This is a genomic window from Fibrobacter sp., assembly GCF_045131395.1.
Taxonomy (GTDB): domain Bacteria; phylum Fibrobacterota; class Fibrobacteria; order Fibrobacterales; family Fibrobacteraceae; genus Fibrobacter.
Genome location: NZ_JBGUQY010000002.1, coordinates 103,479 through 126,422, shown reverse-complemented (window position 1 = coordinate 126,422; position 22,944 = coordinate 103,479). Strand labels below are relative to the sequence as shown.

General features: G+C 51.3%; 23 protein-coding genes. 7 read left to right on the top strand and 16 right to left on the bottom strand.

What is annotated here, in order from left to right; translation table 11 throughout:
- Nucleotides 1–10 precede the first annotated feature (10 nt).
- The 6 genes from ACJMNB_RS00500 to tyrS all read right to left on the bottom strand — a co-directional run bounded on the left by ACJMNB_RS00500 (nucleotide 11) and on the right by tyrS (nucleotide 5,709).
- On the bottom strand, nucleotides 11–1,528 hold the full coding sequence (locus ACJMNB_RS00500; RefSeq protein WP_405337754.1) for an OmpA family protein: 1,518 nt from the start codon (nucleotides 1,526–1,528) through the stop codon (nucleotides 11–13).
- 195 nt (nucleotides 1,529–1,723) lie between these two features.
- A complete protein-coding gene (locus tag ACJMNB_RS00495; RefSeq protein WP_072801029.1) occupies nucleotides 1,724–1,924 on the bottom strand; it encodes a hypothetical protein in 201 nt (66 codons plus the stop codon).
- Nucleotides 1,925–2,050: 126 nt separating this feature from the next.
- Complete coding sequence (locus ACJMNB_RS00490; protein WP_405337751.1) at nucleotides 2,051–2,845, bottom strand: 1,4-dihydroxy-6-naphthoate synthase; 795 nt, start codon at nucleotides 2,843–2,845, stop codon at nucleotides 2,051–2,053.
- Between the two features lie 4 nt (nucleotides 2,846–2,849).
- A complete protein-coding gene (locus tag ACJMNB_RS00485) occupies nucleotides 2,850–3,527 on the bottom strand; it encodes a futalosine hydrolase (RefSeq protein ID WP_405337748.1) in 678 nt (225 codons plus the stop codon).
- Nucleotides 3,528–3,530: 3 nt separating this feature from the next.
- Nucleotides 3,531–4,487, bottom strand: a complete 957-nt coding sequence (locus ACJMNB_RS00480) for a 1-phosphofructokinase family hexose kinase (protein ID WP_405337745.1) — start codon at nucleotides 4,485–4,487, stop codon at nucleotides 3,531–3,533.
- Between the two features lie 4 nt (nucleotides 4,488–4,491).
- Entirely contained in the window at nucleotides 4,492–5,709 is a 1,218-nt protein-coding gene (gene tyrS / locus ACJMNB_RS00475; protein ID WP_405337742.1) for a tyrosine--tRNA ligase, read from the bottom strand.
- Nucleotides 5,710–5,881: 172 nt separating this feature from the next.
- Between tyrS and ACJMNB_RS00470 the strand changes: the two genes are divergently transcribed.
- Nucleotides 5,882–6,499: a hypothetical protein gene (locus tag ACJMNB_RS00470; RefSeq protein ID WP_405337739.1), complete on the top strand. Its 618-nt coding sequence runs from the start codon at nucleotides 5,882–5,884 to the stop codon at nucleotides 6,497–6,499.
- A gap of 25 nt (nucleotides 6,500–6,524) precedes the next feature.
- Here the strand turns inward: ACJMNB_RS00470 and ACJMNB_RS00465 are convergent, their stop codons facing one another.
- From ACJMNB_RS00465 to rpsU, 3 genes are all read right to left on the bottom strand, one after another.
- Complete coding sequence (locus tag ACJMNB_RS00465) at nucleotides 6,525–8,054, bottom strand: sigma-54 interaction domain-containing protein (protein ID WP_405337736.1); 1,530 nt, start codon at nucleotides 8,052–8,054, stop codon at nucleotides 6,525–6,527.
- Between the two features lie 18 nt (nucleotides 8,055–8,072).
- Entirely contained in the window at nucleotides 8,073–8,543 is a 471-nt protein-coding gene (locus ACJMNB_RS00460) for a GatB/YqeY domain-containing protein (protein ID WP_405337733.1), read from the bottom strand.
- Nucleotides 8,544–8,684: 141 nt separating this feature from the next.
- Nucleotides 8,685–8,894 (bottom strand): 30S ribosomal protein S21, encoded by a 210-nt coding sequence (rpsU, locus tag ACJMNB_RS00455; protein WP_014546541.1) that lies wholly within the window; start codon nucleotides 8,892–8,894, stop codon nucleotides 8,685–8,687.
- Nucleotides 8,895–9,106: 212 nt separating this feature from the next.
- Here rpsU and ACJMNB_RS00450 point away from each other — a divergent pair, with 212 nt between their 5' ends.
- A complete protein-coding gene (locus ACJMNB_RS00450) occupies nucleotides 9,107–9,937 on the top strand; it encodes an SPOR domain-containing protein (protein ID WP_405337730.1) in 831 nt (276 codons plus the stop codon).
- 108 nt (nucleotides 9,938–10,045) lie between these two features.
- Here the strand turns inward: ACJMNB_RS00450 and ACJMNB_RS00445 are convergent, their stop codons facing one another.
- Both ACJMNB_RS00445 and ACJMNB_RS00440 read right to left on the bottom strand, forming a co-directional pair.
- A complete protein-coding gene (locus ACJMNB_RS00445; protein WP_405337727.1) occupies nucleotides 10,046–11,113 on the bottom strand; it encodes a glucokinase in 1,068 nt (355 codons plus the stop codon).
- Between the two features lie 40 nt (nucleotides 11,114–11,153).
- Nucleotides 11,154–12,572 carry an FKBP-type peptidyl-prolyl cis-trans isomerase gene (locus ACJMNB_RS00440; RefSeq protein ID WP_405337724.1) on the bottom strand — a complete coding sequence of 473 codons (1,419 nt, stop codon included), beginning with the start codon at nucleotides 12,570–12,572 and terminating at the stop codon, nucleotides 11,154–11,156.
- Nucleotides 12,573–12,644: 72 nt separating this feature from the next.
- Between ACJMNB_RS00440 and ACJMNB_RS00435 the strand changes: the two genes are divergently transcribed.
- Nucleotides 12,645–13,208, top strand: a complete 564-nt coding sequence (locus ACJMNB_RS00435) for a hypothetical protein (RefSeq protein WP_405337721.1) — start codon at nucleotides 12,645–12,647, stop codon at nucleotides 13,206–13,208.
- On the top strand, nucleotides 13,201–15,378 hold the full coding sequence (locus ACJMNB_RS00430; RefSeq protein ID WP_405337718.1) for a PorV/PorQ family protein: 2,178 nt from the start codon (nucleotides 13,201–13,203) through the stop codon (nucleotides 15,376–15,378). Before ACJMNB_RS00435 ends, ACJMNB_RS00430 begins: the two co-directional genes overlap by 8 nt.
- Nucleotides 15,379–15,455: 77 nt before the next feature.
- Here ACJMNB_RS00430 and rsmG read toward each other — a convergent pair whose 3' ends face one another.
- A complete protein-coding gene (rsmG, locus tag ACJMNB_RS00425) occupies nucleotides 15,456–16,241 on the bottom strand; it encodes a 16S rRNA (guanine(527)-N(7))-methyltransferase RsmG (protein ID WP_255369180.1) in 786 nt (261 codons plus the stop codon).
- An 83-nt stretch (nucleotides 16,242–16,324) separates the two neighbouring features.
- Between rsmG and ACJMNB_RS00420 the strand changes: the two genes are divergently transcribed.
- A complete protein-coding gene (locus ACJMNB_RS00420) occupies nucleotides 16,325–17,749 on the top strand; it encodes a hypothetical protein (protein WP_405337714.1) in 1,425 nt (474 codons plus the stop codon).
- A 16-nt stretch (nucleotides 17,750–17,765) separates the two neighbouring features.
- On the opposite strand, the gene ACJMNB_RS00415 is transcribed toward ACJMNB_RS00420, so the two are convergent.
- Together ACJMNB_RS00415 and ACJMNB_RS00410 are read right to left on the bottom strand one after the other, a co-directional pair.
- A complete protein-coding gene (locus ACJMNB_RS00415; protein WP_405337711.1) occupies nucleotides 17,766–18,326 on the bottom strand; it encodes an NUDIX hydrolase in 561 nt (186 codons plus the stop codon).
- A 2-nt stretch (nucleotides 18,327–18,328) separates the two neighbouring features.
- Nucleotides 18,329–19,714 (bottom strand): hypothetical protein, encoded by a 1,386-nt coding sequence (locus ACJMNB_RS00410; protein ID WP_405337708.1) that lies wholly within the window; start codon nucleotides 19,712–19,714, stop codon nucleotides 18,329–18,331.
- A 215-nt stretch (nucleotides 19,715–19,929) separates the two neighbouring features.
- Here ACJMNB_RS00410 and ACJMNB_RS00405 point away from each other — a divergent pair, with 215 nt between their 5' ends.
- Both ACJMNB_RS00405 and ACJMNB_RS00400 read left to right on the top strand, forming a co-directional pair.
- Complete coding sequence (locus ACJMNB_RS00405) at nucleotides 19,930–20,322, top strand: hypothetical protein (RefSeq protein ID WP_405337705.1); 393 nt, start codon at nucleotides 19,930–19,932, stop codon at nucleotides 20,320–20,322.
- 3 nt (nucleotides 20,323–20,325) lie between these two features.
- A complete protein-coding gene (locus ACJMNB_RS00400) occupies nucleotides 20,326–20,973 on the top strand; it encodes an epoxyqueuosine reductase QueH (RefSeq protein WP_405337696.1) in 648 nt (215 codons plus the stop codon).
- A gap of 3 nt (nucleotides 20,974–20,976) precedes the next feature.
- On the opposite strand, the gene ACJMNB_RS00395 is transcribed toward ACJMNB_RS00400, so the two are convergent.
- Together ACJMNB_RS00395 and ACJMNB_RS00390 are read right to left on the bottom strand one after the other, a co-directional pair.
- On the bottom strand, nucleotides 20,977–21,969 hold the full coding sequence (locus ACJMNB_RS00395; protein WP_405337693.1) for a hypothetical protein: 993 nt from the start codon (nucleotides 21,967–21,969) through the stop codon (nucleotides 20,977–20,979).
- Entirely contained in the window at nucleotides 21,956–22,792 is an 837-nt protein-coding gene (locus ACJMNB_RS00390; protein WP_405337690.1) for a TIGR02147 family protein, read from the bottom strand. The genes ACJMNB_RS00395 and ACJMNB_RS00390 overlap by 14 nt, the downstream gene beginning before the upstream one ends.
- Nucleotides 22,793–22,944: the final 152 nt, after the last annotated feature.

Genomic DNA, 22,944 nt, shown 5'->3' with positions numbered 1-22,944 from the left:
ACTTACTCCTTTACTTGATATCCGTACGGATAAACTCAATACGACGGTTCTGGGCACGGCCTTCAGGGGTCTTGTTCGTGGCAACCGGTTCGGTGTCACCCTTACCGCTCGTAACGATACGGCTTTCGTTGATGCCCTTTTCCACGAGGAAGTTCTTCACGGAAGCGGCGCGGTCTGCAGAAAGCTGCAAGTTCTTTTCTTTCTTACCGACGTTATCGGTGTGACCGACAATTTCGAAGGTTGCTTCAGTGAAGGTTTCCATAATGTCCACAACCTTCATGAGGGAGATGTAGGAATCCTGAGTAATCGTAGCCTTACCGGATTCGAAGTTCACACCTTCCAACACAAAGACTTTCTTCGGCGGCTGCGGCACTTCGTCCGGGCATCCGTCATCATCCTTATAGCTGTTCAGAGTTTCTGCCTGTTCCGGGCAGAGGTCAACGCCCTTACAAATGTGAGCGAAGGTAGCAAGCATACCCTTGGCTTCAACCCACGGGTCGCAGAGACCGTCGCGGTCGTTGTCGGCATCCGGGCAGCCATCGTCATCCTGGTAGCCGTCGAAATCTTCAGCTTCTTCGGGGCAGTTGTCGAGGCCGGTGCAAACGCTTGCATACTTGTCGGAAACACCTTCTTCGGAAACCCACGGATCGCAAAGGCCATCGCCATCGCTATCCGGATTACGAGTTTCTTCGACCGCTTCTTCTTCCTTCACCAGTTCGGCGGCAGTCAGACCGATGTCTGCCTTGCCCTTACCGCGCTTGAGCATCGGCGAGGTGGACTGGCAGTAGAAGTTCGGCTGCGAGAGAGAGGGGTTGATGAACTTCGGATCCAAAGAAACGTTCGTGCGGTTCACCTTGATGAACTGGTTGAACGGATAGTAGTTCTTGTAGATGTTGTTGTATTCCACCTTGGTCTGGCCGGCAGCGGGGTCGGCGAACACACCATAGTAGTGGTTTTCCATGAAGATGTTGTTACGAGCAATCACGTTGGTCGGGCCCTTCAGAGCAAGGCCAGAGTAGCCGTTGCGGAGCACGACGTTGTGTTCGATAAAGGCATCGAGGGACTTAGCACCCCAAGCAAGGATGCCGGACCAGCGGTTGCCGTACACCACGTTGTTACGGAGATGCGGGAGCGAGATGAACGCACCGATACCCGTGGCATGGTTGTCGAGCACATAGCAGTGGTGAATGTAGGGAGCGGCGTTTTCGCAAAGGATACCTTCGAGACCGTTCTTCACGGTGAAGTGCGACATTTCGGCGCCCGAAGTACCCATGACGGTCGGACCTCTACGGCCACCATCGATGATGGTCGTGTGGGGATCCTCGCCCTTAAGTACAACACCCATGATCAGGGTGATGTTTTCGTTATAAGTTCCGCGTTTGACAAGGATGGTATCCCCGGCGTCCGCATTACCGAGAGCATCTGCAATCTTCTGATAGTCGCCAGGAACATTGATATTCTTTGCCATGGCGGTTCCAGAAAGAAGCATCGCCCCGGCCGTGATTAAGACCAGTTTCTTTAGGGTCATACTGCTACGTTTCTCCAATCATAGAACACTTTGAAATTAAAACCTATACACCCGCCAAAACGGCGAATGCAAAATTCAAGTGGGAATATACCTTCAAAAACGGCATTAGTCAAACGCTTTTCGCAAAAAATGCCTAAATAATTGAGAAAATGTCGATAAAATCGTTTCATTGAGGTATATCTAACCCGTTCAAGGTCAATCGGCGGATGCCGGTTCGGCCTTTTCCTCTTCCTTTTTCGCGCCTTGAATAGACACGCGAATCTCTTGGCAGGTCTTTTTGATGTCCTGCAAAACCTTGCGGGCACGGGTGCCGGCAGACTTGTTTCCGCGCTCGAACTTTTCGTACTCGCGCTTGAAGTTCTCGACTTCCAGTTCAAGATCGTTCACTAAGCTCATAAGCAAACTCCATATAAAAATATGCAGTATGGAAAATAAATTAAAGTTTATGCTAAAAATCCGCCGTTTTGTAAAAAATTCTTCAAAAAACGCCGAAAAACGCATTTTTTTTCATTTTTTAACATATTATTCACCCTGAACTAACGCCCAGAGGGTCTCCAAGGAGGCTTTTCCCCTATCCCCGACATTCTCGGAGAAGTCATTTACGAACATCCGGATATGCGCTTCCATGACATCCGGATCGTCAATTTGGGCCAATTTATCGATAAACGGAGTCACCAGATTTTCCCGCTTACGGGCAATATTCAAACTTTCGCGGATTTCCTTTTCCACCTGAAGAACAACATCTTCTCCAAGGGAACGCCTTGCAACACCTATTCCTAGCGGTATGGGTGTACCCGTATTTTCTTCCCAGAACGCCCCCAAATCCTGCAACAGATAAAGGCCGTCGCGTTTCCAGGTAAAGCGATGCTCGTGTATGACAACGCCCTGCGAAGCCTCTCCGGAGCGCAGGGAACGATACACCTGGTCAAATAGGGCATATTCGATTTTCTGTTCGGATTTGCCCGTTTTTTGATGCCAAAACTTGAACAAAAGGGCCGCAGTCGTGTCTGCACCGGGCAAAACCACCGGTTTTTCGGGGCAAAACGAGTCGCCTACAGACGAAAGCAACAGCGGACCGCAACCGTATCCGATGGCGCCACCGCAAGAAAGGCTGGCATATTCTCCTTCGACTTTGGGGTACACCTGGGCGCTCACCTTGGCCACATCAACCTCTCCGCGACGCACCATTTCATTAAGGGTCTGCACATCGGCAAAATGGACATCCCATTCAAAGGGAGAATTTTCAAGGCCCTGGACTAGGGCCTCGTAGATATAGGTGTCGTTAGGACACGTGGAAATACCGAGTTTGAGACGCATGTAATTATCCAAAAATCGTTTTGCGGAGGACGGCGAGAGCTTCTTCAAATTTCCAGGAAGCCCTGTCGCGGGTAGTAGCCATATTGCATACGGAACGGATTTCGAAAACGGGAATACCGTGAGCCATGCAGGCCGAAATCCCCGCGGCGCCTTCCATATTCTCGATATCGGCGTCAAACATCCTGCTCCGTATCAAGCCCAATTCTTCAGTGCCCGTGCAGCAGTTCACCGTAAGGCCTACGGCAGATTTCAACTTTCGCAAATGCAAGGGAGCAAGCTCGACAGCCGTGGCACGGAGGTTACTGGGGAACGGGGAAAAGGAACCGTCTTTTTCCTGATAGCCCATATCCCCCACACATTCAGAATCCACGCGCACCACGTCGAGAACATTGATTCCGCGGCCGGGATAGGCTCCGCAGACACCGAGGATATAAACCGCCGAAAAACGGATTCCCCGCTGTTTGGCAGAACTAATCAAGCAAGACAGATTCGTTGAAAAACTCAAGATTCCCATCCCGAGAATGCAGGCGTAGCCGCGGTTTCCCGAGAGTTCAATTAATTTATCCAAAGTGACATTGTCGGCAGAGCCGGCATATTCTGGAAACAGCGACGCAAATTCAGCAGGGGTTGCAAACGCAAACAAGTCATTCTTGTTCGGGAAGCTATTGTCTGCAACAGCCATCGCCTACTCCAGTTTTTCTACCGCATCGGCAATAGCCGCCTCAAGTTCTGCAACGCGTTCCACCTTGATATTGCAGGGACGTTCCACCTCGCAGCGGGCAGAGGCAACCGCAGTCGCCTTGATGAGGCACTGTTCAAAGTCAAGGCCCATGGAATCAGCATAAAGCCAACCGGCAAAGAAAGAATCACCGGCACCGATACGGTTGTTGACCTGGACCGTGGGCGGCAAAAGCTGCACGCCCTGGAACTTCTTTTCTACCAGGCGGAAGGCACGTACCGGAGACTCTTCATCGGTTACAACAAGGTTCTTGATCGGAAGCCGTTCCAGCACGGCAGTCGCCGTCATTTTCCAGAACTGGGGGCTCGACATCACCTGTGGAATCCCGAGCCTAGAAAGCAACTTGCAGTATTCCTTGAGATTGATTTTCAAGAGCTCCACGCCCTTTTCAAGCCAGGCATCCACATCTTCGATGGCATCCACATAAATCTTTTTGCCAGCGAAATCAAGAGCGTTCAGTTGTTCCACATTGAAACCCTGGGGGAACGTTCCACACAAGGCTACACTCTGGGTCGAGCTCCAGTAATCATTGATGGTCTGGAGAAAGTCCTCATTTTCGTATTCTGTAAGATCCGGCGAAGGCTCGATGAGCTCCGTGGATTCGCCCTCACTCACGATGGTGGTGCAAATACGGGTCGGTTCCTTAATCCATACGGGCGCCTGCTGAATTCCGTATGCAGAAATTTCATCGAAGATTCTTGGGCCATGTTCCGAACCCAAGAAGTGCATCATGAGCGGAGTTCCACCCAAGAGGTGAAGTACAAGAGCACAGTTGATGCCCTTGCCCGAAGCGTACTCTTCGATCTTTCCGATACGGTGAACCTCGCCCGGCGTAAACTTGTCCACGTAGAACAAGCGCTGCCAAGCGGGATTGAGCCCGAGAATTAGGATTTCCTGAGACATGATCCTAGAAATTCACCTTGAAGAATTTGCGCTTGCCCACCTGGACCACCAGCTGGTCGCCACCCTTGATTTCAATCTGGGACTGCGGATCGGCAAGCTTTTCGCCAGCAATCTTCACGCCGCCGTTCTGGACCATGCGACGGGCTTCGCCCTTGGAGGCAAAGGCCTTGATTTCAACGAGCAGGTCCAGGGCACCGTAGGTGCCGGCCGCCACGCTGCATTCGGCAGCATCGCTCGGGATGGCATTACCGCTGTGGATTTCGCGTTCCTTAGCAGCGGCGGCCTCGGCGGCTTCTGCGCCATAATACTGCGTCACGATGTCGATAGCGAGGCGGTGCTTGGCATCGTTGGGGTTCATCTTGCCTGCGGCGATGTCGGCCATCATCTGCTTGATTTCTTCAAGCGGGATGTTGGTCAGAAGTTCGAACCAGTTTTCGACGATGCTGTCAGCCAGACTGTAAATCTTGTGGTACATCACGTCGGCCGGCTCGTTCAGGCCCACGTAGTTACCGATGGACTTGGACATCTTGACCTTGCCGTCGGTACCAAGGAGGATCGGCATGAAGAGACCGATCTGCGGTTCCATGCCTTCGAAAAGCTGCAAGTCACGACCGCGAAGCACGTTGAACTTTTGGTCGGTACCGCCCAGTTCCACGTCGCTATTGATGGCGACAGAATCATAGCCCTGCATCATGGGGTACATGAATTCATGCAGGCTGATGGGCGTATTGGCGGCATAGCGGTTGTGGAAGTCTTCGCGTTCGAGCATCTGGGCCACGGTAAACTGACCCATGAGTTCGGTCACCTTGCTGAACGGGAGCTTGGAGAACCATTCACCGTTGTAGTGGATTTCCACCTGGTCGCGGCGGACCACCTTGAAGAACTGTTCCTGGTATTCCTTGGCGTTTTCCAGCACCTGTTCGTGGGAAAGACGGGGACGGGCCTTGTTGCGGCCGCTGGGGTCACCAATCTGAGCCGTGTAGTCGCCCACGATGAGCACGACAGTATGGCCCAAATCCTGGAACTGGCGGAGCTTACGCATCACCACCGTATGGCCAAAGTGCACATCCGGAGCCGTGGGGTCAACACCCATCTTGACACGGAGAGGAACACCGGTATCATAAGACTTCTGAAGCTTCTTTTCAAGTTCATCTTGCGGCACAACATCGATAACGCCGCGCATCAAAATTTCAAGCTGTTCTTTTACAGGACGGAATTGCATTTTATATCCTTTTGTTTTTCCAAGGGGAAAATATAGAAAGAGATCTAAGTCTTTCAATCGGGATACGTTTTGGAGGACTTGGAAACAGCGAAAAAAAGACCAAAAACATTGACATAAGAGCCAATTAATTTATATTTGGACAAATTAATTCGCGTTCAGGAGGCTTTTTCCAATGAAAAAGATATTTGTTGCTGTACTTGCAATAGCAGCAATGGCTATGGCAGAATCTCAACCTCACACCCACGACGGTTTCTTCTTGAACTTGGCACTGGGCTTTGGCTATCAGGGCTTTACTTATGACGCCAATAAGTCCCGCTACGACATGGAAGCAAAGGGTGTTTCTACTGAACTTGACATTAAGCTTGGCGGACGTATCGCCACCAACACCCTCCTGCATGCCACAATCCTGGGTGTAACCAACACCAGCGAAATCGAATTTAAAACCAAAGGCGGAAGCAAGGTAGGATCTTATTCCGATAAAAGCGAAAACCTGTCGATGCTCGGAGTTGGTCTTACGTACTATTTACCTGAAAACATCTTTATCAGCGGTTCCGTCGGTTTTGCCAATTTCAACCTGCAGGACAACACAGACGAAGACAACGACATAGAAGGCACCACCGAAAAAGGCCTCGGCGTTCAAGTTGCCGCCGGTAAGGAATGGTGGGTCAGCGACAACTGGGGTATAGGCGTATCTGTAGCATTCACCTACGGATCTGCCGAAGACCAGAAGGATCTGGGCGACGCTTCTGCCTACGGCGTCAACGTCATGTTCTCGGCTACATTCAACTAAAAAACGGGGTCATAGCCCCACAAAACTATTTTCCGAAACCAGCGAGGTCGATGCCGAGCTGGTTTATTTTGTATGTAAGGATGCGTGGAGTCGTGGAAAGGCTCCGCGCAGCCGCGGCAATCTTGCCCTTGCTACTTTTGAGGGCGTCACAGATGATGTCCTTTTCGTAGGCTTCCACCATGCGTTTCAGGTTTCCGTTCACTGGAGTTCCACTGGTTTCAGCAGTCTGCAACGTGGTCGGGAAATGGTGGGGGTAGATGACATCTTCGTCAGTCACGAGAACCGCACGTTCAATGCCGTTTTCCAGTTCGCGGACATTTCCGGGCCACGGGTAACTCATGAGCATGTTGATGGTGGTACGCGCCAGACGACGGACATTCTTGCCCACGATACGGCAATAGTGTTCCACAAAATGGTCCGCCAAAAGAACGATATCCGTTTTACGGTTGCGGAGAGGCGGCACATAAATCGGGAAAATATGCAGTTGGTAGTAAAGGTCTTCGCGGAAGGTCCCTTCTTCCACCATCTGCTGCAAACTCTTGGTGGTGGCCGCAATGACGCGGACGTTCACCTTTTTAGAAATGCGGGCGCCAATGCGTTCGACTTCGCCATGCTGCAACAGCCGCAAAAGTTTCACCTGCAAGTTCGGTGAAAGCTCGCCCACTTCGTCGAGGAAAAGCGTGCCACCGTCGGCCTGTTCAACGCGGCCCGGCGTCTCGGCCAGGACGCCCACCAGGGCACCACGCTCGCTACCGAAGAGTTCACGATCCAAAACGGATTCAGGCATGGAGGCGCAATGGACGCGGACGAAGGGGCCCATGTTGCGGTCGGAGCGGTAATGAATGGCCTCGGCCACAAGACCCTTGCCCGTACCGACCTCGCCCACGATGAGTGCCGGCAGGGGACTGCGCGAAACCTGGTCAATCTGCGCATACACGCGCTGCATCTCGCTGGAACGGCCGATAATATTATCAGGGTGGAAACGGTCTTTCAGTTCCAGCGTCAAGCGTTCGTTTTCGGCCTTTAGGAGTTCATTTTCTTCGCGGGCTTCACGACGGAGTTTCACTGCCGCAGCAAGCATCTGTGCGATGATTTCTAACAAACGAAGTTTTTCAGGAAGTTCATCTTCCACTGGATTCTGCACGTCGGCACTGAAGGCGCCAATCACCTGGTGCTCCATAATCACGGGCACACAAAGGAAGGCCTTGTCTTCGGTCTTGCCGCGTCCCGTTCTATCCAAGAAGTCCGGATCCTTGGCAACAGAGGGAATGATGATGGGCTTACCGGTTTCTACTACGCGGCCCGTGATGCCTTCGCCCACCTTGTAGCGGCCCTTACGGGCCTGGCGATTTGAAAGGCCTTCTGCAATTTCAATGGAAATTTCGCCCGTGTGACGGTTATACAGCGTCAGGGTCGCATGTTCCACGCCCATGGTAGATTCCACCACTTCCAAAATCGGATGAGCGACGCTTTCAAAATCCAGCGTCTGGTTCAGAATGGAACTGATCTTGTAGAGCAGTTCCAATTCAAGAATTTTGGATTGGGATGTGGGCATGAGCGCACCCACCGCCTATTACTTTAATGCTTCTTGCACGAGAGCGCTGGCGCGCTTGGCATCGAAACGACCCTTGACCTTCGGGGAAAGTTCCTTCATGATCTTGCCCATGTCCTTGGGGCTAGAAGCACCCGTCGCGGCCTTGATTTCGGCAATGAGGGCCTTGACTTCGTCTTCGGTCATTTCGGCAGGCATGTACTTGCGGTACAGGGCAATGATCGCTTCTTCGGCAGGAATCTTGTCCGCAAAGCCACCCTTCGTAAGAATATCGATGGCTTCCTGCTTCTGCTTTACGCTGCGAGCGAGCACGTCGACGCACATTTCGTCGGTGATCGTTTCTTCGATCTGAGCCGGAGTGGCACCAGACTTCATGGCTTCATTCTTGATGTCGGAATGGAGGGTACGGAGCGTTCCGAGAGTTTCGGAATCGTGCGCCTTCATGGCGGCCTTGATATCATCCTTGATCTTAGTCAGCAATGCACTGCTCATATTTTTACCCTTTGCGGACCTACCCGCGATTAAAATATCCCTAGAAACACGCAACGAGCCACCGGTCATGGACCGACGACTCATTACAAAAATCGATGCCTTAATGGCGACCGCTAAATCGACCCGAAAACCGGGCGCGAATTAGTAGAGGCGCTTACGGTTCTGGTCAGCGATTTCCTTCAAGCGCTTGCGACGAGCGGCAGTTTCGATGCGCTTCTTTTCTTCAGAAGGCTTTTCGAAACGCTGACGCTTCTTGACATCGGAAATGATGCCGTTCTTTTCGCAGGACTTGGTGAAACGCTTGAGAGCGCGTTCAAAAGGTTCGTTGGACTTAACAATTACGCCGATCACGATTATCCTTTGGTTAAATTAGAAATTCGTTTTTGGATAGCCAAATATATTTAATTGCCGTAATTTCGTCAAGGGTATAAAAAAAAGCCCCTTTTCGGCTCTTTTTTGAATAAATTTTACATTTTAACTTGCGTAACATCAAAGACTTATGTATATTTTTTGTTATAAAAGACTCCTTTTGTCTTGATTTTTCAAAAAAAGTGGAGAATTGGATGAAAAAAGCAATCTTATCTCTGAGCGCCGTTGCCCTCGCAAGCACCCTGCTTGTAGCTTGCAACGAAGAAGAAGAACTAGTTCCGAAGATGGAGCAGCCTAAGCCCGCGGCACAGGCTCCCGTCGAACAGCCTGCCCAGCAGGTTGCCGAACAGCCCAAGGCTGACGAACCGGAACTCGTCCCCATCCAGTCCCTTTCTGGAAACGAAGAATCTAGCGAAGCCGCTGTCGAAGAAACCGCAAAGAGCGCTGCCCCCGCACCGGCCGGCAGTGTCCAGCCGCTCGCCAAGGGTGAATTCGTCATCCAGGTCAGCATCCAGTCTTCCAAGAGAGCTGCCGACGGTATCGTGAAAAAGCTTGCCGAAAGCGGAATCAAGGCCTATGTCGCCGAAGTGGAAAATCCGGGCGAACTGGAAGGCACTTACTACCGTATTCGCGTGGGTTATTTCGAATCCAGCGCCAACGCCCAGGAATACGGCAAGCAGGTTCTCTCTCCGCTGAACTATGCCTGGTGGGTAGACATGAGCAAGAACGACGACGTGGGCAACCCCGGCGGCGATGAAGACTACTCCAACTACTCCTATTCCAATTCTAACACTTATAACGAACCGGCCGCGGCACCCGAGCCCGAACCGGCACCTGCTCCTGCTCCCGAACCCGAGCCCGCTCCTGCTCCGGCACCGGAACCGGCACCCGCTCCTGAGCCAGCACCTGCACCGGCACCCGAGCCTGCTCCTGCCCCCGCACCGGAACCCGCTCCGGCACCTGCTCCCGAACCGGAACCGGCACCTGCAGCTCCGGCCGCCGACAACTTCGACGACTGGGAATAAGCAGAGAATTAAAGAATGTTAAAAAGGAACCCGAATGGGTTCCTTTTTTAATTGCATTACAAGTAAGTACTAAGTGCTGTCCGCCCGGCGCCTCTGGCGCCAGAATGACTACTTCTGCAGATTCAGGCTGGCATTGGCAGCACCGTAAAGGCTGATGCTGTAGTCCTTGATTACGTACACAGGAATCTTGTTCAAAAGCGGACGGATGTTCGGGTTGTAGTTCTTTTCGAAGTACTTCATGAACAGGTTGTCGCGTTCGAGCCAGCGAAGGTCCTTCTGCACCGTACCGCCAGCCAGGTAGAAACCACCCAGCGGGAGGAAGAGCGTTGCGGCATCGCTTGCAAAGCGGGCAAGCATCTTCACAAACAGGCGCATCATTTCAGCAGCCACCGGATCGGTATCGCTGGCGCGGCTGATGTACTTCGGACGGTCATTCGGTTCGGTTTCTTCAATCTTCTTGAAGGCATCGTTATCGGGCACGCCGCGAGTTTCCTTCCACCATTCGTACATATTACGGAGACCCATGCCGGACACGAGCGGTTCTACGCCGGGCACAGCACCAAGCTTCTTTTCCATGTAGTCGTGGAATTCCTGGGAATCCTTGTCGAACGGAGCAAACGTGGAGTGGCCACCTTCGGAGCAAGCCGGAATGTATTTCTGACCGTCGAAAGCGAGGAAGCCAACGCCCATGCCGGTACCCGGGCCAACGACAGCCTTGGTCGTCTTCTGCGGAGCAGGCTTGCTACCGTCAGTGTGGACCAGCTGGTGAATTTGCGCAGGGTCGTTAACGTCGAGAGTCGGAATGCCATAGCTAATAGCCATGAAGTCGTTGATCACAAGTGTCGGGATACCAGTTGCAGCTGTCAGGGCTTCGCCATCGACGCTCCACGGGAGGTTGGTCATGACGCACTTGTTGTTGCATACGGGGCCTGCGGCACTGATGCAAATGTGGGACGGCTTAAGGTCTGCACGGCTTTCGACTGCAATCTTGAGGGTCTCGCGAATCGGGGCTTCGAGACCGTCGATGTCCTTGGAGGGGCAATCCGTTTCGAGGATAAGGGTAAACTTGTCGTCCTTGTAGCCCACCAGGCCAAGGTTCGTGTTCGTACCACCAATATCGCCCGCCAAAACAAGACGGTCAAACTTTGCATCGGGATTAAGCCATTTGATTTCCATAAAAACTCCAGTTTTATACGTACCGGTTAATTATAAATAATTACTCGCCAAGATATTCAACTGCAAAGATAAGAGTTGAACCACCAGGGATAGGTCCTGCGCCTCGGGCTCCGTAACCGAGTCCGGGAGGCACCACCAAAATTCTCTTTTCGCCAGGGAGCATGCCCTGCACACCCAGTTCCCAGCCGCGAATCACGCGACCTGCACCCAGCGTAAAGCCAAAGACCTGGCCGCGATCACGGGAGCTGTCGAACTTGTAGCCGTTGGTAAGCCAGCCGGTGTAATGCACCTTAGCCACGTTACCCTTTTGGGCGGGTTCGCCTTCGCCCTGCTTGATAATTGCATAACGGAGTCCTTCAGGACCGTTTTCAAAGGTAAGGGCCGTAGTGTCGGGGAAGAAATCCATATTTGCGACAACCGCTTCATCCACTTCGGAAGCGACCAGTTCCACGCGGAAAATCAAAGTGGAATTGGACGGAATCATGGAGTAGGCTGTTGCGCCATAACCCATGGCCGGAGAAATGCGGAACCAGCGTACGCCGCCTTCGCGCATGCCTTCAAGGCCTACTTCCCAGCCCTTGATCATCTTGCCGGCACCCATCACCACCGAGAGCGGCTTGCCCATGTCCTTGGAAGAGCCGAACTTGCGGCCCGAAAGGAGCCAGCCTGTATAATGGGTCTTGAGCACGGAACCCACCATGGCAGGTTTGCCGTTACCGACCTTTTCGTCGTAGACCTTGAGGCCCTTTGCGGCTTCGCGCCACTTGAGGCCTTCCACATTCTTGGGGAACACATCGGGTTCCATGGGAGGGTCTGCGCTGACCAGTTCGACGATAAAGAACAAGTCAGAATATTCAGGAACCCCTTCGAGAGAATTTTCGCCATAGCCCATCTGGTAAGGCACGTAGAGCTTGCGGACTTCACCCGGCTTCATGCCAAGCAGGCCCTTTTCCCAGCCAGGAATCACAAGGCCCATGCCCAGCGTAAATTCAAGGGGTTCTCCACCGGCATAGGATTCCGAGAACAGCTTAAAGCGAGTATCGGTGGGAACCGGAGCGATAGAATCCACAAAGGTTTTCGGCGCAGCCGAAGAGTCCACGACCGCAGCCACCGTATCTACAGCGACCGGAACATCTTTCTTGTTCTTGGACTTTTTCTTCTTGGACTTCTCGTTCACCAACTTGGTCGTGTCAACTTTTGTCACACCAGCAATCTGGTCGGAATTAAAGTCGTTTGCTAGGCGAAGGGAATCAGCAATGCGCAAGGAATCCGCGAGACGGGCCTTTTCGGCCAGGATTTTTACACTGTCTAGATAAACGTAGCTTTTGTAATGCACCCTGATAAGCTGACCGGCCCGAATGGAGTCTCCAGAGCCTTCCCTAACCGTTTCTACCTTGAAGGGGATGGCAAAACAGGCGCTACACATCAGCAATACAAGAAAAATCTTCAATTTCGACATAAAATCTCCTGTCCCACAATTTAGAAAATGCTAGTTTTTGAGAGTAACGAATAATTCCAAATGGAATAAAATATGCTATCAGTCATTATCGTCATCGCGATTATTGTCCTGTCCGTGATACTCGCCGCCATCGGCGCGTACGTGATTATCCACAGTTCCGACGAAAAGGACGAACCCAAGCGCGTTATCGACGTTTCGGGACAATACGCCGTAGTGGTGCGCCCCGCCCGGGAATCCCTCACGGCAGTAAAGCCTTCCGAGGCATCCCTCAGGTCTTGGCTCGATACACAGAATTTGCCTGCCGAAAAGAAAGAAGAATTGATCGCCCAATGGAACGCCACCATGGAAGCCACCATCCGCACCATTGACGAAGGCGACAAGAACGGCACCGCCACCTACCGCATCGAACTTGGCCCCAAGGGCAAGCAATACGTGAAGTTCGTGAGCGACGAAAACTTTATTACCCGAGAACAAATCCGCAACCATGCGGAAATTCTCCCGCCCTACGTTTTGGGCTGCGACTGCAGGCTTTTGCCTAAACAACCCTGGGAAAATCCCAGCAAGTCCGGCTGGAAAGCAGTCGTGCCTGCGCACGGCAACCACTATGATGTCCCCGACTGGAGGCAACTTGCGTAAATCTCTACTTACAGCACTTCTTCTTGCTCCCGCATTGTCTTTTGCGGCAGGTTCTGCCATTATCACCCTCGAAATGCCCGTAGGCGCACGCCAGCTGGGCATGGGCGAAGCCGGTGCGGCTCTTGCCGACGACCCGACCGCCATGTACTATAACCCGGCAGGTCTCGCCTTTGGCCCCCTGGCCGATGAATGGCGCATGAGCTACCCCGTCGAATCCAAGAATGCCCCCTTCTTTACGAGCATGGCCTCCCGCTCCAAGGACGGATTCTTCAGCAAGAGTGAACTTTGGGCCGGTACCGCCGAAGGTATCCAGAAGTTTGACGGCGAACAATGGGTCAACTATCATTCTATTACCCTACAGGGTAACGCCAAGGTCCGCGACGCCGTAAAGGTTTATGTAGGTTCCGAACGTGGCCTGGACGAATATGTGCGCCAGGTGAAGAAGTTCAACGACATCAAGAACGCCGACGACGAAAAGCACGTGGTAGAAGTCAAGATGCCCTGGAACCTGGTGGTCAAGGACACCATCACGGCAGTCCTTTACGAAAGCCGCACCGAAAAACTTTGGGTAGGCACCCCCAAGTCCCTCTACCGCTTTGACGGCAAGGCCTGGAAGAACTACGACGAAGAACTGGGTCACCACCGCATTACCGCGCTGGAAAGCCAAGGCGCCTCCATTTGGATCGGTACCGAAGATGGTCTGTTCGTTTACCGCAACGGTCAATTTGAACAGAAAGGCAAGGTGCTCCCCAGCCAAAAGATTCGCGCTCTGGTCTGGTCCGAAAACCGCAAGGAACTTTACGTGGCAGTCGAAGGCGCCGGTATCGCCAGGCTCATTCCTAAAAAGAGTGTCAACGACAAAGACCGCTGGAGCCTGTTCACCGAAGAAGACGGCATCATGGACTTGTCACCGACGGCCTTGGCCGTAGACAGTTCCGGCCACGTCTGGGCCGCCCATAACGGAGGTCTCTCCCACTTCACATTGCGCAAGTGGGAACAGGTGCAATTTGCAGATAACAGGGTGAACGATATTTCCGTGGACCAGCGCGGCGGCATCTGGATTGCAACCGACAAGGGCGTATGGCGCCACCTGCCGGACTACGCCACCGCAAGCGGCCGCAAGGCGGAACTTGAACGCGGCGCCGCCGAAGAAGAAGGTTCCACCAAGAGCGAAGACGAATGGGTGCATTACCACAGCGGTAACGGTCTCAGCACCAACAAGGTTTGGGCAGTGCTTCCGCAAGGTAACGACGTATGGTTCAGCACCGCCAACGGCATGGAGCAGTTCAAGGACGCCGACTACCAGATTACAGCCTTCTACGAAAAGCTCTTGCCGATTCTGAATATTCCTGACCTGTACCACCTTTACGCAGGCATGACCATTCCGCTGAATGACTGGGGTACTCTCGGCTTTTTCGTGAACTTCGTGAGCTTCGGTTCTACGGTTGCCTCGGGCGATGTGGACGCCGACGATCTGGTCGCCTATAACAGTTCCGAAATCGTGGGCGGCTTCAGCTACGGCACCCGCTTCCCCAACGACTGGGGCCTGGGCCTTTCTATCAAGTTCTTCTATTCGGACCTGAGTTCCGGCGCGGCCGCAGGCGAAGAAGAAGCAACCACCTTCGGTTACGCCTTCGACATCGGCGTCTTGAAGAAGAACTTGTTTATAGACAAATTAAATTTTGCCTTGGTTCTTGCCAACATCGGTCCTAGCGTGTACTACGTGGACAAGACCATCGAAGACCCGATTCCGCTGACTTGGCGCTTGGGACTTTCTTATGAAATCTTGAGCCTCGCCGATTACAAGTGGACTGTAGTCGCCGACTACAACCGCGAAGTGGTTTACGACGACTCCAAGGGCAATCCGGAACCCTTCTACATTTCTAGCTGGAAGTCCCTGATTCACCCCGAAAGAGACGGCAACAAGGTTAAGGAATCCATTATGCAGGGCGTGTTCAACCTGGGCACCGAATTCGTATACGCCAACACCATCGCACTGCGCGCCGGTTACCTGTACGACGAAACCGGCAAGCGTAACGAAGTGGACCTGGGCTTTGGCTTCATGCTCTCCGACGTGCTGCAATTCGACTTCGCCACCATCAAGGACGTAGGCGACAACGACGGCGTGCGCGACGGTCAGATGCGCTTCGGCATGCTGTTCAAGTTCTAATTCAGAAGCAGACAGAATTACAAATAAAAAAGTCAGGTTTAGCACCTGACTTTTTTCGTTTGCAAATCAGCGAAAAATTATTCCACTCGTTCGAGAATAATGAGGGCGCGTTCCTGGGTGCTGTTGGGAATGGTATAGAAATGCTGACCCACGAACTTGTAGCCAAAATCCTCCGGGTGGAAAGTCTTGAGTTCGTCTGCAACGGCGGGGCCCTTCATAAAGAAAACGCGGCCGCCCACCTTCAATGAATTTGCAATTCTCGGGAGGGTCTTTTCCATCAGTTCGAAAGCGCGACTGATGACACCATCTACCGGAATGGTCATGCTGCGGCTAGTGACCTTATGGCCGAACACGTCGATACCCTTGAGGCCCATTTTTTCAATGACCATGTTCAAGAAGTTGATGCGGTTCGGGCGCGGTTCACACAGCGTGAGACGAATGGAAGGGTTCACGATCTTGAGGGGAATGCCCGGGAATCCGGCGCCACTCCCCACATCGATCATGCGGGCAGGCCACTTGGGCACATAGGCATTGATGAGGGTGCAGTCGGCGTAATGACGTTCCACCATGGTTTCAAAGGCATTGAGGCGCGTCAAATCCTGGTCATCGTTATTGGCACGGAGCAACTGGTGGAATTCCCAAATCTGCTTGAGAGTTTCGGGCTGGAGTTCCACGCCATAGTAATGCAACAGCTTGTCGAGACCGGCCAACGAAGGCGTTACACGCTTGCCGTTAAACAGCGGGAAGTCGGTGCGGGGAGCCTTGAGGTGCGGCACGAAGTCGCGACCTGCGGCAGATGCATTACGGGAAGGTTGCCGTGAGGGACCTTTCGAGAAGGGCTTTTTGGACCAGTTATTTGCCATAAAGACAAAAATAGAACTTTTCAGGGTGCAAAAACGTACCGTTTTGGGCAAAATGGCGTGTATAATATAGAGGTACCCCGAAAATGACATTACTCCTGTTTCTTTTATGCATCGCCATCCCGCTAGCTTTTGCGGCAGAAGCCACCAGCCTTAACGAAGCCCAAGTTTTTGAATGGTGGGATGACGGCATCATCGACAGCGACGAAGCCCGTGAGATTTTTGACCTGTTGGAAGAGGGCAATACCCAAGAAGCATGCATTTTAGCCGAAGTGTATGCACTCGAAAGTTGCGCCAGCGAAGAAATACCCAAGCTGAAAAAACAGGAAAAGAAACCTCCCGTAAAAAAGCAAGCCCGAAAAAACGAGAGACCGAGCCTAGTTCCCCACGGGTACGTGGAATGGCAAGGCCGCACAGATTCCCTGGGATATCTGGAAAGTCAGCGCACCGACATCCGAATCGATTTTTACAGGTATACGCTACGGCTTGGAGCACAATCGCTTCTGACTTACAGGAACGCGGGCAGCGAAGCTCACTTCGGACAGATTTCAACAAAAGAGCTCCATAGCGTCATTCCACTAGATACCTTATGGGGAACAGCCCTGCTTTATCCCGTGGGATTGTTCAAGGTGGGAGCGTTGCTGGACACGGCAATGACCACCCGGCTGGCCATGGATTTCTTGCCGAATAAAGAGATGGACTTACAACTCGCTTTTTGGAACCACAAACACCCGGCAGACAGTATCGAAAAGCATTCCCTTTCAGTGCAAGCGAAAGGAAATTGGGGAAGCCTTGCCGCTTGGTGGGTTCCAGAAAATAACAGCGACATTCCCTTAATAAAATTGCAACTCCACTACCGGGAAAAAGTGGAATACGCCACTTTAGCATGGAAGACCGATGCGTACGTCCACGGAGATTCCTTGCCACAAGAAGCGCACCTGAGTTCAACCATCACCAAAAGCCGTTTTTGGGGAAGTCAAAATATCGGAACAACCTTTCATGACCCGTGGAAAAGCAAGTTTGCCATAAACGCCCGAACCATGATCCCTCTAGAAGGCGATACCAGCAAGACCCGACTCAAAGGCTCCACCGAATCGGGCCCAGAAACTTTAAGGGGAACGACAAGTGCGACCTGTCTTTCGGCAGAAGAATATTGTCGACAAAATGATTTAGCCTTAAAGATCCAATCCACATGGAATCTTACCGGAAATGACGCCATGCAGGAACAGTTGATTTTTTCAGGAAAAATCCGCGTAAGGCACACTCGCGATATAGGTTTCGGGCCACCCCTTTACGAGGCGAAAGCGACTTACGCCGTAGACGCATTCAATAATGCAAGCGTTGCCCTAACCATACCGAAGGGGGCACCGAGGCGAGAGATTCAATTGCGCAGCAGCGCAGAAATCGGCAATGTTTTTTTGCAATTGTCACTGGCGGTAACATTCAGGCGATCAGCCGAGGAGGCCATGCATCCGCTGCACGCGGCAATGAAAGCGAGAGTCAGCTTTTAATGGATTGGCTAACGAGTTACTGGCGGCTCCACATGGCGCAATAAGTCTGAGTGCGTGCGGAGAGACGTTCGTCCTTGAGGATTTCGCGGATTTGTTTCTTGTCGAACCATTCCGCCTGAATTTCTTCGACTTCGGAATCGCTGGGGCGGATTTCGCCACCGGCCACACCAACAACGACCACATTTCTTTCGTTAGAAAAACCCACTGCGGAATAGCTGGGTTTCCAGACTTCGTCGATTCGCATGAGCGAAAGGCCTGTTTCTTCGCGGAGTTCGCGAGCGGCGGCCTCTTCGTAAGATTCACCGGGATCAATAAGGCCTGCCGGGAAATTATAGATGCTTTCGCCCACGGCCATGCGATATTCCTTGCAAAGCAGGAGCTTTTGGCCGGTACAGTCATGCATGATCATCACCACGGCATGGGGCTTTTTCTCCAGCATATCCTTAAGGCCCGTGATATCGGGGTTACGGCTAATCATTTCATAAGTCTTGGGCTTGCCGCTGACCGTCTTGTAATGAATATCGTAGCGGGTAATGAATTTGCCCTGGTGAATTTTTTCAATTGATTCAAATTCCATAATCACACCCCTTGTATCGTTTCGTAATAAATGCAGTCGTGGGCACATACCCCATCGAAGGCGCTGCCGCAAATGGGCATTTTGTAAAGCATCTGGGCCTCATCTTCATTGCGGGAGATTCGCTTGCGCACATAACCGATATCCTGGAAATTCGCTTCTTTGCCCTTGATAAAAGCGGCACAGGTATTAATCCATACCACATTGCAGTCTTCGTGGGCGCACAAGTCAAATGAACGGCGGAAATCGTAGGACCCCGTAGAGAATGAAGGTACAATAATGAGCGTTAGCTTAAAGGAACGCATCAATTGCTGCATATATTCCGTAGTCAAGAAATCTCTACAGACTAAAATGGCAATACGGCCAATCCCCTGGAAATGAAGAATGTTCACCACCAGGTTTGAATTAATTTGTTCAAGGTACCCTACGCCGTCGAATTCCTTGCGGAAGGGATTTTGCTTATTCTGCTTGCAAATCACTTTCCCGAACTTATCCATGACCGTCACCACGTTACGGTTCTTTTCCCAATAAGACGGCAAAATAATCAACGACGGGATTTTGTCCGCTTCGGCGGGTGAAAGGGATTTGATCTTATTGGCCACAAAATTCGTGGTTTCTGCATTTCCGAGAAGTTCCGGGAAGACGACAATATCACTTTCGTTTTCGGCGGCGGTCCATATTTTTTCCCAAATCAACAGATTGTCCGACTCAAAGGAAGGATTTTCATAGGCAATATTGAAATACTGGACCTTGTCCTTATCCGTGAGCTGGACTTTAAAATTACGTTCGCGACGCAAGGGGGTAGCCGCAATCTTTACGGAATTGCGTTCCTTGAACCGGGGGAACAATTCCTTTCTTAAAAAATAATGTTCGTCAATGAGTTCACCCAGCACCGAATTTTCGATAAGCAATATATTATAGAGAAAACTTTCCAAGTTGTTGTAGCGATGTACAAGTCGGTGTTTACGCTCCCATATACAAGAACATCGTGGCAAAATCCCCACACCAACCGTCTCTCGGTTGGTATTCAGCACTATCGAAAAATTTTCACTTTCAAGCTCAGTTATAGCATTCTCCAATAGCAAAGTCATGGATTGATCCATAATCTGCAACAACCCTAGCAAAGCATAGTAATCCCGACTATTTTTCAATTCTTCTATCAGGGATTGCAAACTTTTAAGGAAGGATTCCGTTATATCGCTGGGCTCTAGCTGCCGGACTTCCGGCTGTTCGCCTTCATTGAACAAAACCTTAACGCCGAACTGCACAACCTTATAGATGCGCGCCTTTTCAGCAGGAGACACGCAACTGTACTTGACAAAGAACTCCTCTGAGCAGGAGCCCACAATAATCGAGCAGAGTTCTGCGACATGATTATAAAGGTTTAGCATTGGCAAGAAATATAGCAAAGAACTTCAGCGGCTTTTAACGCACTTTTAGCGTCAATTACAGTTGGTTACAGGGCTGTTTACCCGAGTAAACGAGAAATGCACTCTAGATATGGTTATTCCATATTGGAATATCTATTTTATGGATACCCAAACACTCCCTGACGGCTCTAGGTTACCTCCTTTACCCGGAGCCGTCCTTTTTTTATCTTTAAGTCATGTTTATCGCAGCCATCATCGGCGCAATCGCCTTTTTACCCTCTATTGCACTGAATATCGCACTCGCCTGCGGAGCCCCCCTCGGCAATTACGCCATGAACGCCCGCTACAAGGTGATTCCGCCCGAAGTGCGCAAGGCCTTCATTGTGCCGACCACAATGCAATTCGTGGCACTTTTCGTGCTACTTTCGGCCGGACACGTTCTGCCCGAAATTATTCCGTTTATGGTAACGCGCATTCTCGCATTCTTCTTTGCGCTGTACCTCACGTTCTATACGGCCACCGTACTTTTTAGCACCGCCCACAAGGAACGCACGGTCATGGGAAGTTTCGCTGTAGTCACAAGCATTTGTTTCTGGATTACGGCTTTCGGCACCTTGAGCTGGGGATAAGACATGGAATCGCAGCAGCCCAAGCATAATTACCAGCGCGACTTGGATTATATTATCCGCCGTTTGGAACGCACCGGCGAAGTGCCGACGCTCTTGTTGCATGCTTGCTGTGCGCCCTGCAGCAGCTACACCATTGAATACTTGTCCCAGTATTTCAAGATTACGCTTTTCTACTACAATCCGAATATCGCACCTGATGAAGAATACCGCCACCGCGTTGAAGAAATCAAGCGCTTTGTGGCCGAATTCAAGACGAAGCATCCGGTGACATTGATTGAAGGCGAATACGATCCGAAAAAATTCTACGACACCGTCCGCGGCCTAGAAAACGAGCCCGAAGGTGGCAAGCGCTGTCGCAAGTGTTTTGAATTGCGTCTCGAAGAATCTGCAAAGCTCGCCAAAGAGTTGAATTGCGAATACTTCACTACTACGCTCACCATTAGCCCCATGAAGAACGCCCAGGTGCTAAACGAAGTGGTGCAAGAACAGTGCGACATTTACGGAATCAAGCACCTGCCCAGCGACTTCAAGAAGAAGGGCGGCTACAAGCGTTCCATCCAGCTCTCTGCCGAATACAATTTGTACAGGCAGAATTACTGCGGGTGCGTTTACTCCAAGCGGGATGCGGAGAAGCGCGAAGAATCGCGCTGAGCGTTATTCTTGATTGCGTCCGAGAATTCCGTCAATACACGCTTCGAATTCGGAATCATTCTGCTTTTCATATTTCAGCAATCCCGTATCTTCGATCTCATAGAAATTACCTGCATAAGCAGCGCTGCACATTTCAGGCTGGACATACACGATTTCCCGATGTTTTCCAACGCAGGTCACGTCGCCCGACTTGAGAGTTACAGACAAGCTATCCTTATAATAGGCATAATCTACATTAAGATCAAAGGTCAAACCATTATAAGAGAACTTCATGGATTTCTTCGTCTTTTCAAGAATGCTTATCCCATATTCTTCCTGTTCGTATTTCGTATCCGAATAGTAATAGGGCGTTTCCAACTGAATGGAGCCTCCGTCCCCGATGAAATCGAATAACTGGTCAACAAAGACTGTCTGCATGTAGTCGTAATCTACGCGGTCCGTGACGCGGTATTCCACCTTGTCTCCATCAAACTTGAAGAACTGATCGTAACCGTCATTCATGCAGTACATCTTTTCTTCACGGTAGCGGCACTGTGTATTTTTCCAGATTCCATCGAGCTTACCCGCTGTACCGCCCACAAAGATGAACGATTCCTCGTATCGCTCCTGGTCTGCTTCATACGGGTCCGGTTCACGGATTTTCGAGAGCAACAGCGTATCGCCACGGAAACTGTAGGCGAATGTCAGCGAATCCGCAAAGTAGAAGTTCTCGTCATAGGCAAACGATTCACCCTCCTTGACACACCCACCGTTTATTTCAAGAACGATGGTTATCGAGTCACCGGCAGCACTGCGTTCCACTTTTCCCGACTGAGCGACACGTGCCAGCGCGTATTGAGACTCAATAAGTGTCACTTTGGCGGAATGGTCTTCAGCGACAATTCCGTTCACGTCTTCGGTAAAGCCACCGCAGCCGACAAGCAAGGCGACACAGGCAAAGCCCAACGCAAACATTTTTCGCATTACATTCTGCTTTACAGAATTATAAGTTTTCATCTTTCTTCTCCCGCTTTTCGCTTAACGGAAACAGTTGCAAATTCAATCTGTACACGCGGTCACAACCTTCGTCTTCCGAAACGATTTCCTTGACCCGTTCGCGAAAGAGTTTAATTTCATTGACCAAGCGTCCAAAAGTTTTTTCGTTTATTCCAAATGTAAATCCCGAAATATCGCGTTCCGTCGAAGGAACAATATCCAGTGCATCGGCGGCCAATTGCGCCACCTGCTTTTGCATCATCCTCATGGCACCTGACACCAGGACCGGATCCCCAGTCAAGCCCTTATCGGTCTGCACGTAAGATCCATCAGGCATGCTCTTGAGCAATCCCGCCTTTACCAAAAGCGTGAGCGCATTCCGCACCTCGCCAACAGTCACCTCGGGCACACACATCTTGGCAATTTCAGAAGGTTTCGCCCTCGGCATCATCGGAGCCAACTCGCGCACGGTCGGGTTGATCCACGACTTGTAATAATCAATCGCCTCGGCCCCCAGCACGCGCACCCCGTTTGCCTCCATCAGGGCGCACATCTGCGAAAATATCTGTTCACGGGAGCGAGCATCCAAAGAATCACAATAATCGACCATCAGGCAAAAATATTCTACCCTGAATCCCGAAAGGCCCATGGCCTTCGCCACCCTTTCGGCCCCAGCGCGTTTCAGCCTCGTTTTTCCATCGCAGACAAGCTTCAAGTATGCCGACGAAGAATACCCCGTTATCTTTGCGAATTCGCGCCACGAGAAGTACGAGGTGCGTTTTTTCTCCTCGTAGAAGTCCCGCATATAAAGGCGATAATCTTTGTATTCAGCAATCGGTTTCATAGCTCTTTAAAGAAAAATAAGATTTTCATGAAACAAAACAAGCGTAATTTCAACAGAAATTAAGATTTTTATTCGAAAAACATACAAAAACAGACCATCCATGAAACATTCTGTTTCATAGAAAAGGAAAAGCCCCGCCAAGGCGGGGCAAT

Bases quoted from the DNA above. Each gene is read 5' to 3' on its own strand.
- ACJMNB_RS00490 (WP_405337751.1), bottom strand. From the start codon at position 2,845: ATGCGTCTCAAACTCGGTATTTCCACGTGTCCTAACGACACCTATATC.
- ACJMNB_RS00440 (WP_405337724.1), bottom strand. From the start codon at position 12,572: ATGTCGAAATTGAAGATTTTTCTTGTATTGCTGATGTGTAGCGCCTGT.
- tyrS (WP_405337742.1), bottom strand. From the start codon at position 5,709: ATGCAATTCCGTCCTGTAAAAGAACAGCTTGAAATTTTGATGCGCGGC.
- ACJMNB_RS00400 (WP_405337696.1), top strand. From the start codon at position 20,326: ATGGAATCGCAGCAGCCCAAGCATAATTACCAGCGCGACTTGGATTAT.
- ACJMNB_RS00395 (WP_405337693.1), bottom strand. From the start codon at position 21,969: ATGAAAACTTATAATTCTGTAAAGCAGAATGTAATGCGAAAAATGTTT.
- ACJMNB_RS00415 (WP_405337711.1), bottom strand. From the start codon at position 18,326: ATGGAATTTGAATCAATTGAAAAAATTCACCAGGGCAAATTCATTACC.
- ACJMNB_RS00450 (WP_405337730.1), top strand. From the start codon at position 9,107: ATGAAAAAAGCAATCTTATCTCTGAGCGCCGTTGCCCTCGCAAGCACC.
- ACJMNB_RS00500 (WP_405337754.1), bottom strand. From the start codon at position 1,528: ATGACCCTAAAGAAACTGGTCTTAATCACGGCCGGGGCGATGCTTCTT.
- ACJMNB_RS00445 (WP_405337727.1), bottom strand. From the start codon at position 11,113: ATGGAAATCAAATGGCTTAATCCCGATGCAAAGTTTGACCGTCTTGTT.
- ACJMNB_RS00480 (WP_405337745.1), bottom strand. From the start codon at position 4,487: ATGTCTCAGGAAATCCTAATTCTCGGGCTCAATCCCGCTTGGCAGCGC.
- ACJMNB_RS00460 (WP_405337733.1), bottom strand. From the start codon at position 8,543: ATGAGCAGTGCATTGCTGACTAAGATCAAGGATGATATCAAGGCCGCC.
- ACJMNB_RS00470 (WP_405337739.1), top strand. From the start codon at position 5,882: ATGAAAAAGATATTTGTTGCTGTACTTGCAATAGCAGCAATGGCTATG.
- ACJMNB_RS00410 (WP_405337708.1), bottom strand. From the start codon at position 19,714: ATGCTAAACCTTTATAATCATGTCGCAGAACTCTGCTCGATTATTGTG.
- ACJMNB_RS00485 (WP_405337748.1), bottom strand. From the start codon at position 3,527: ATGGCTGTTGCAGACAATAGCTTCCCGAACAAGAATGACTTGTTTGCG.
- ACJMNB_RS00495 (WP_072801029.1), bottom strand. From the start codon at position 1,924: ATGAGCTTAGTGAACGATCTTGAACTGGAAGTCGAGAACTTCAAGCGC.
- ACJMNB_RS00465 (WP_405337736.1), bottom strand. From the start codon at position 8,054: ATGCCCACATCCCAATCCAAAATTCTTGAATTGGAACTGCTCTACAAG.
- ACJMNB_RS00420 (WP_405337714.1), top strand. From the start codon at position 16,325: ATGACATTACTCCTGTTTCTTTTATGCATCGCCATCCCGCTAGCTTTT.
- rsmG (WP_255369180.1), bottom strand. From the start codon at position 16,241: ATGGCAAATAACTGGTCCAAAAAGCCCTTCTCGAAAGGTCCCTCACGG.
- ACJMNB_RS00435 (WP_405337721.1), top strand. From the start codon at position 12,645: ATGCTATCAGTCATTATCGTCATCGCGATTATTGTCCTGTCCGTGATA.
- ACJMNB_RS00390 (WP_405337690.1), bottom strand. From the start codon at position 22,792: ATGAAACCGATTGCTGAATACAAAGATTATCGCCTTTATATGCGGGAC.
- ACJMNB_RS00405 (WP_405337705.1), top strand. From the start codon at position 19,930: ATGTTTATCGCAGCCATCATCGGCGCAATCGCCTTTTTACCCTCTATT.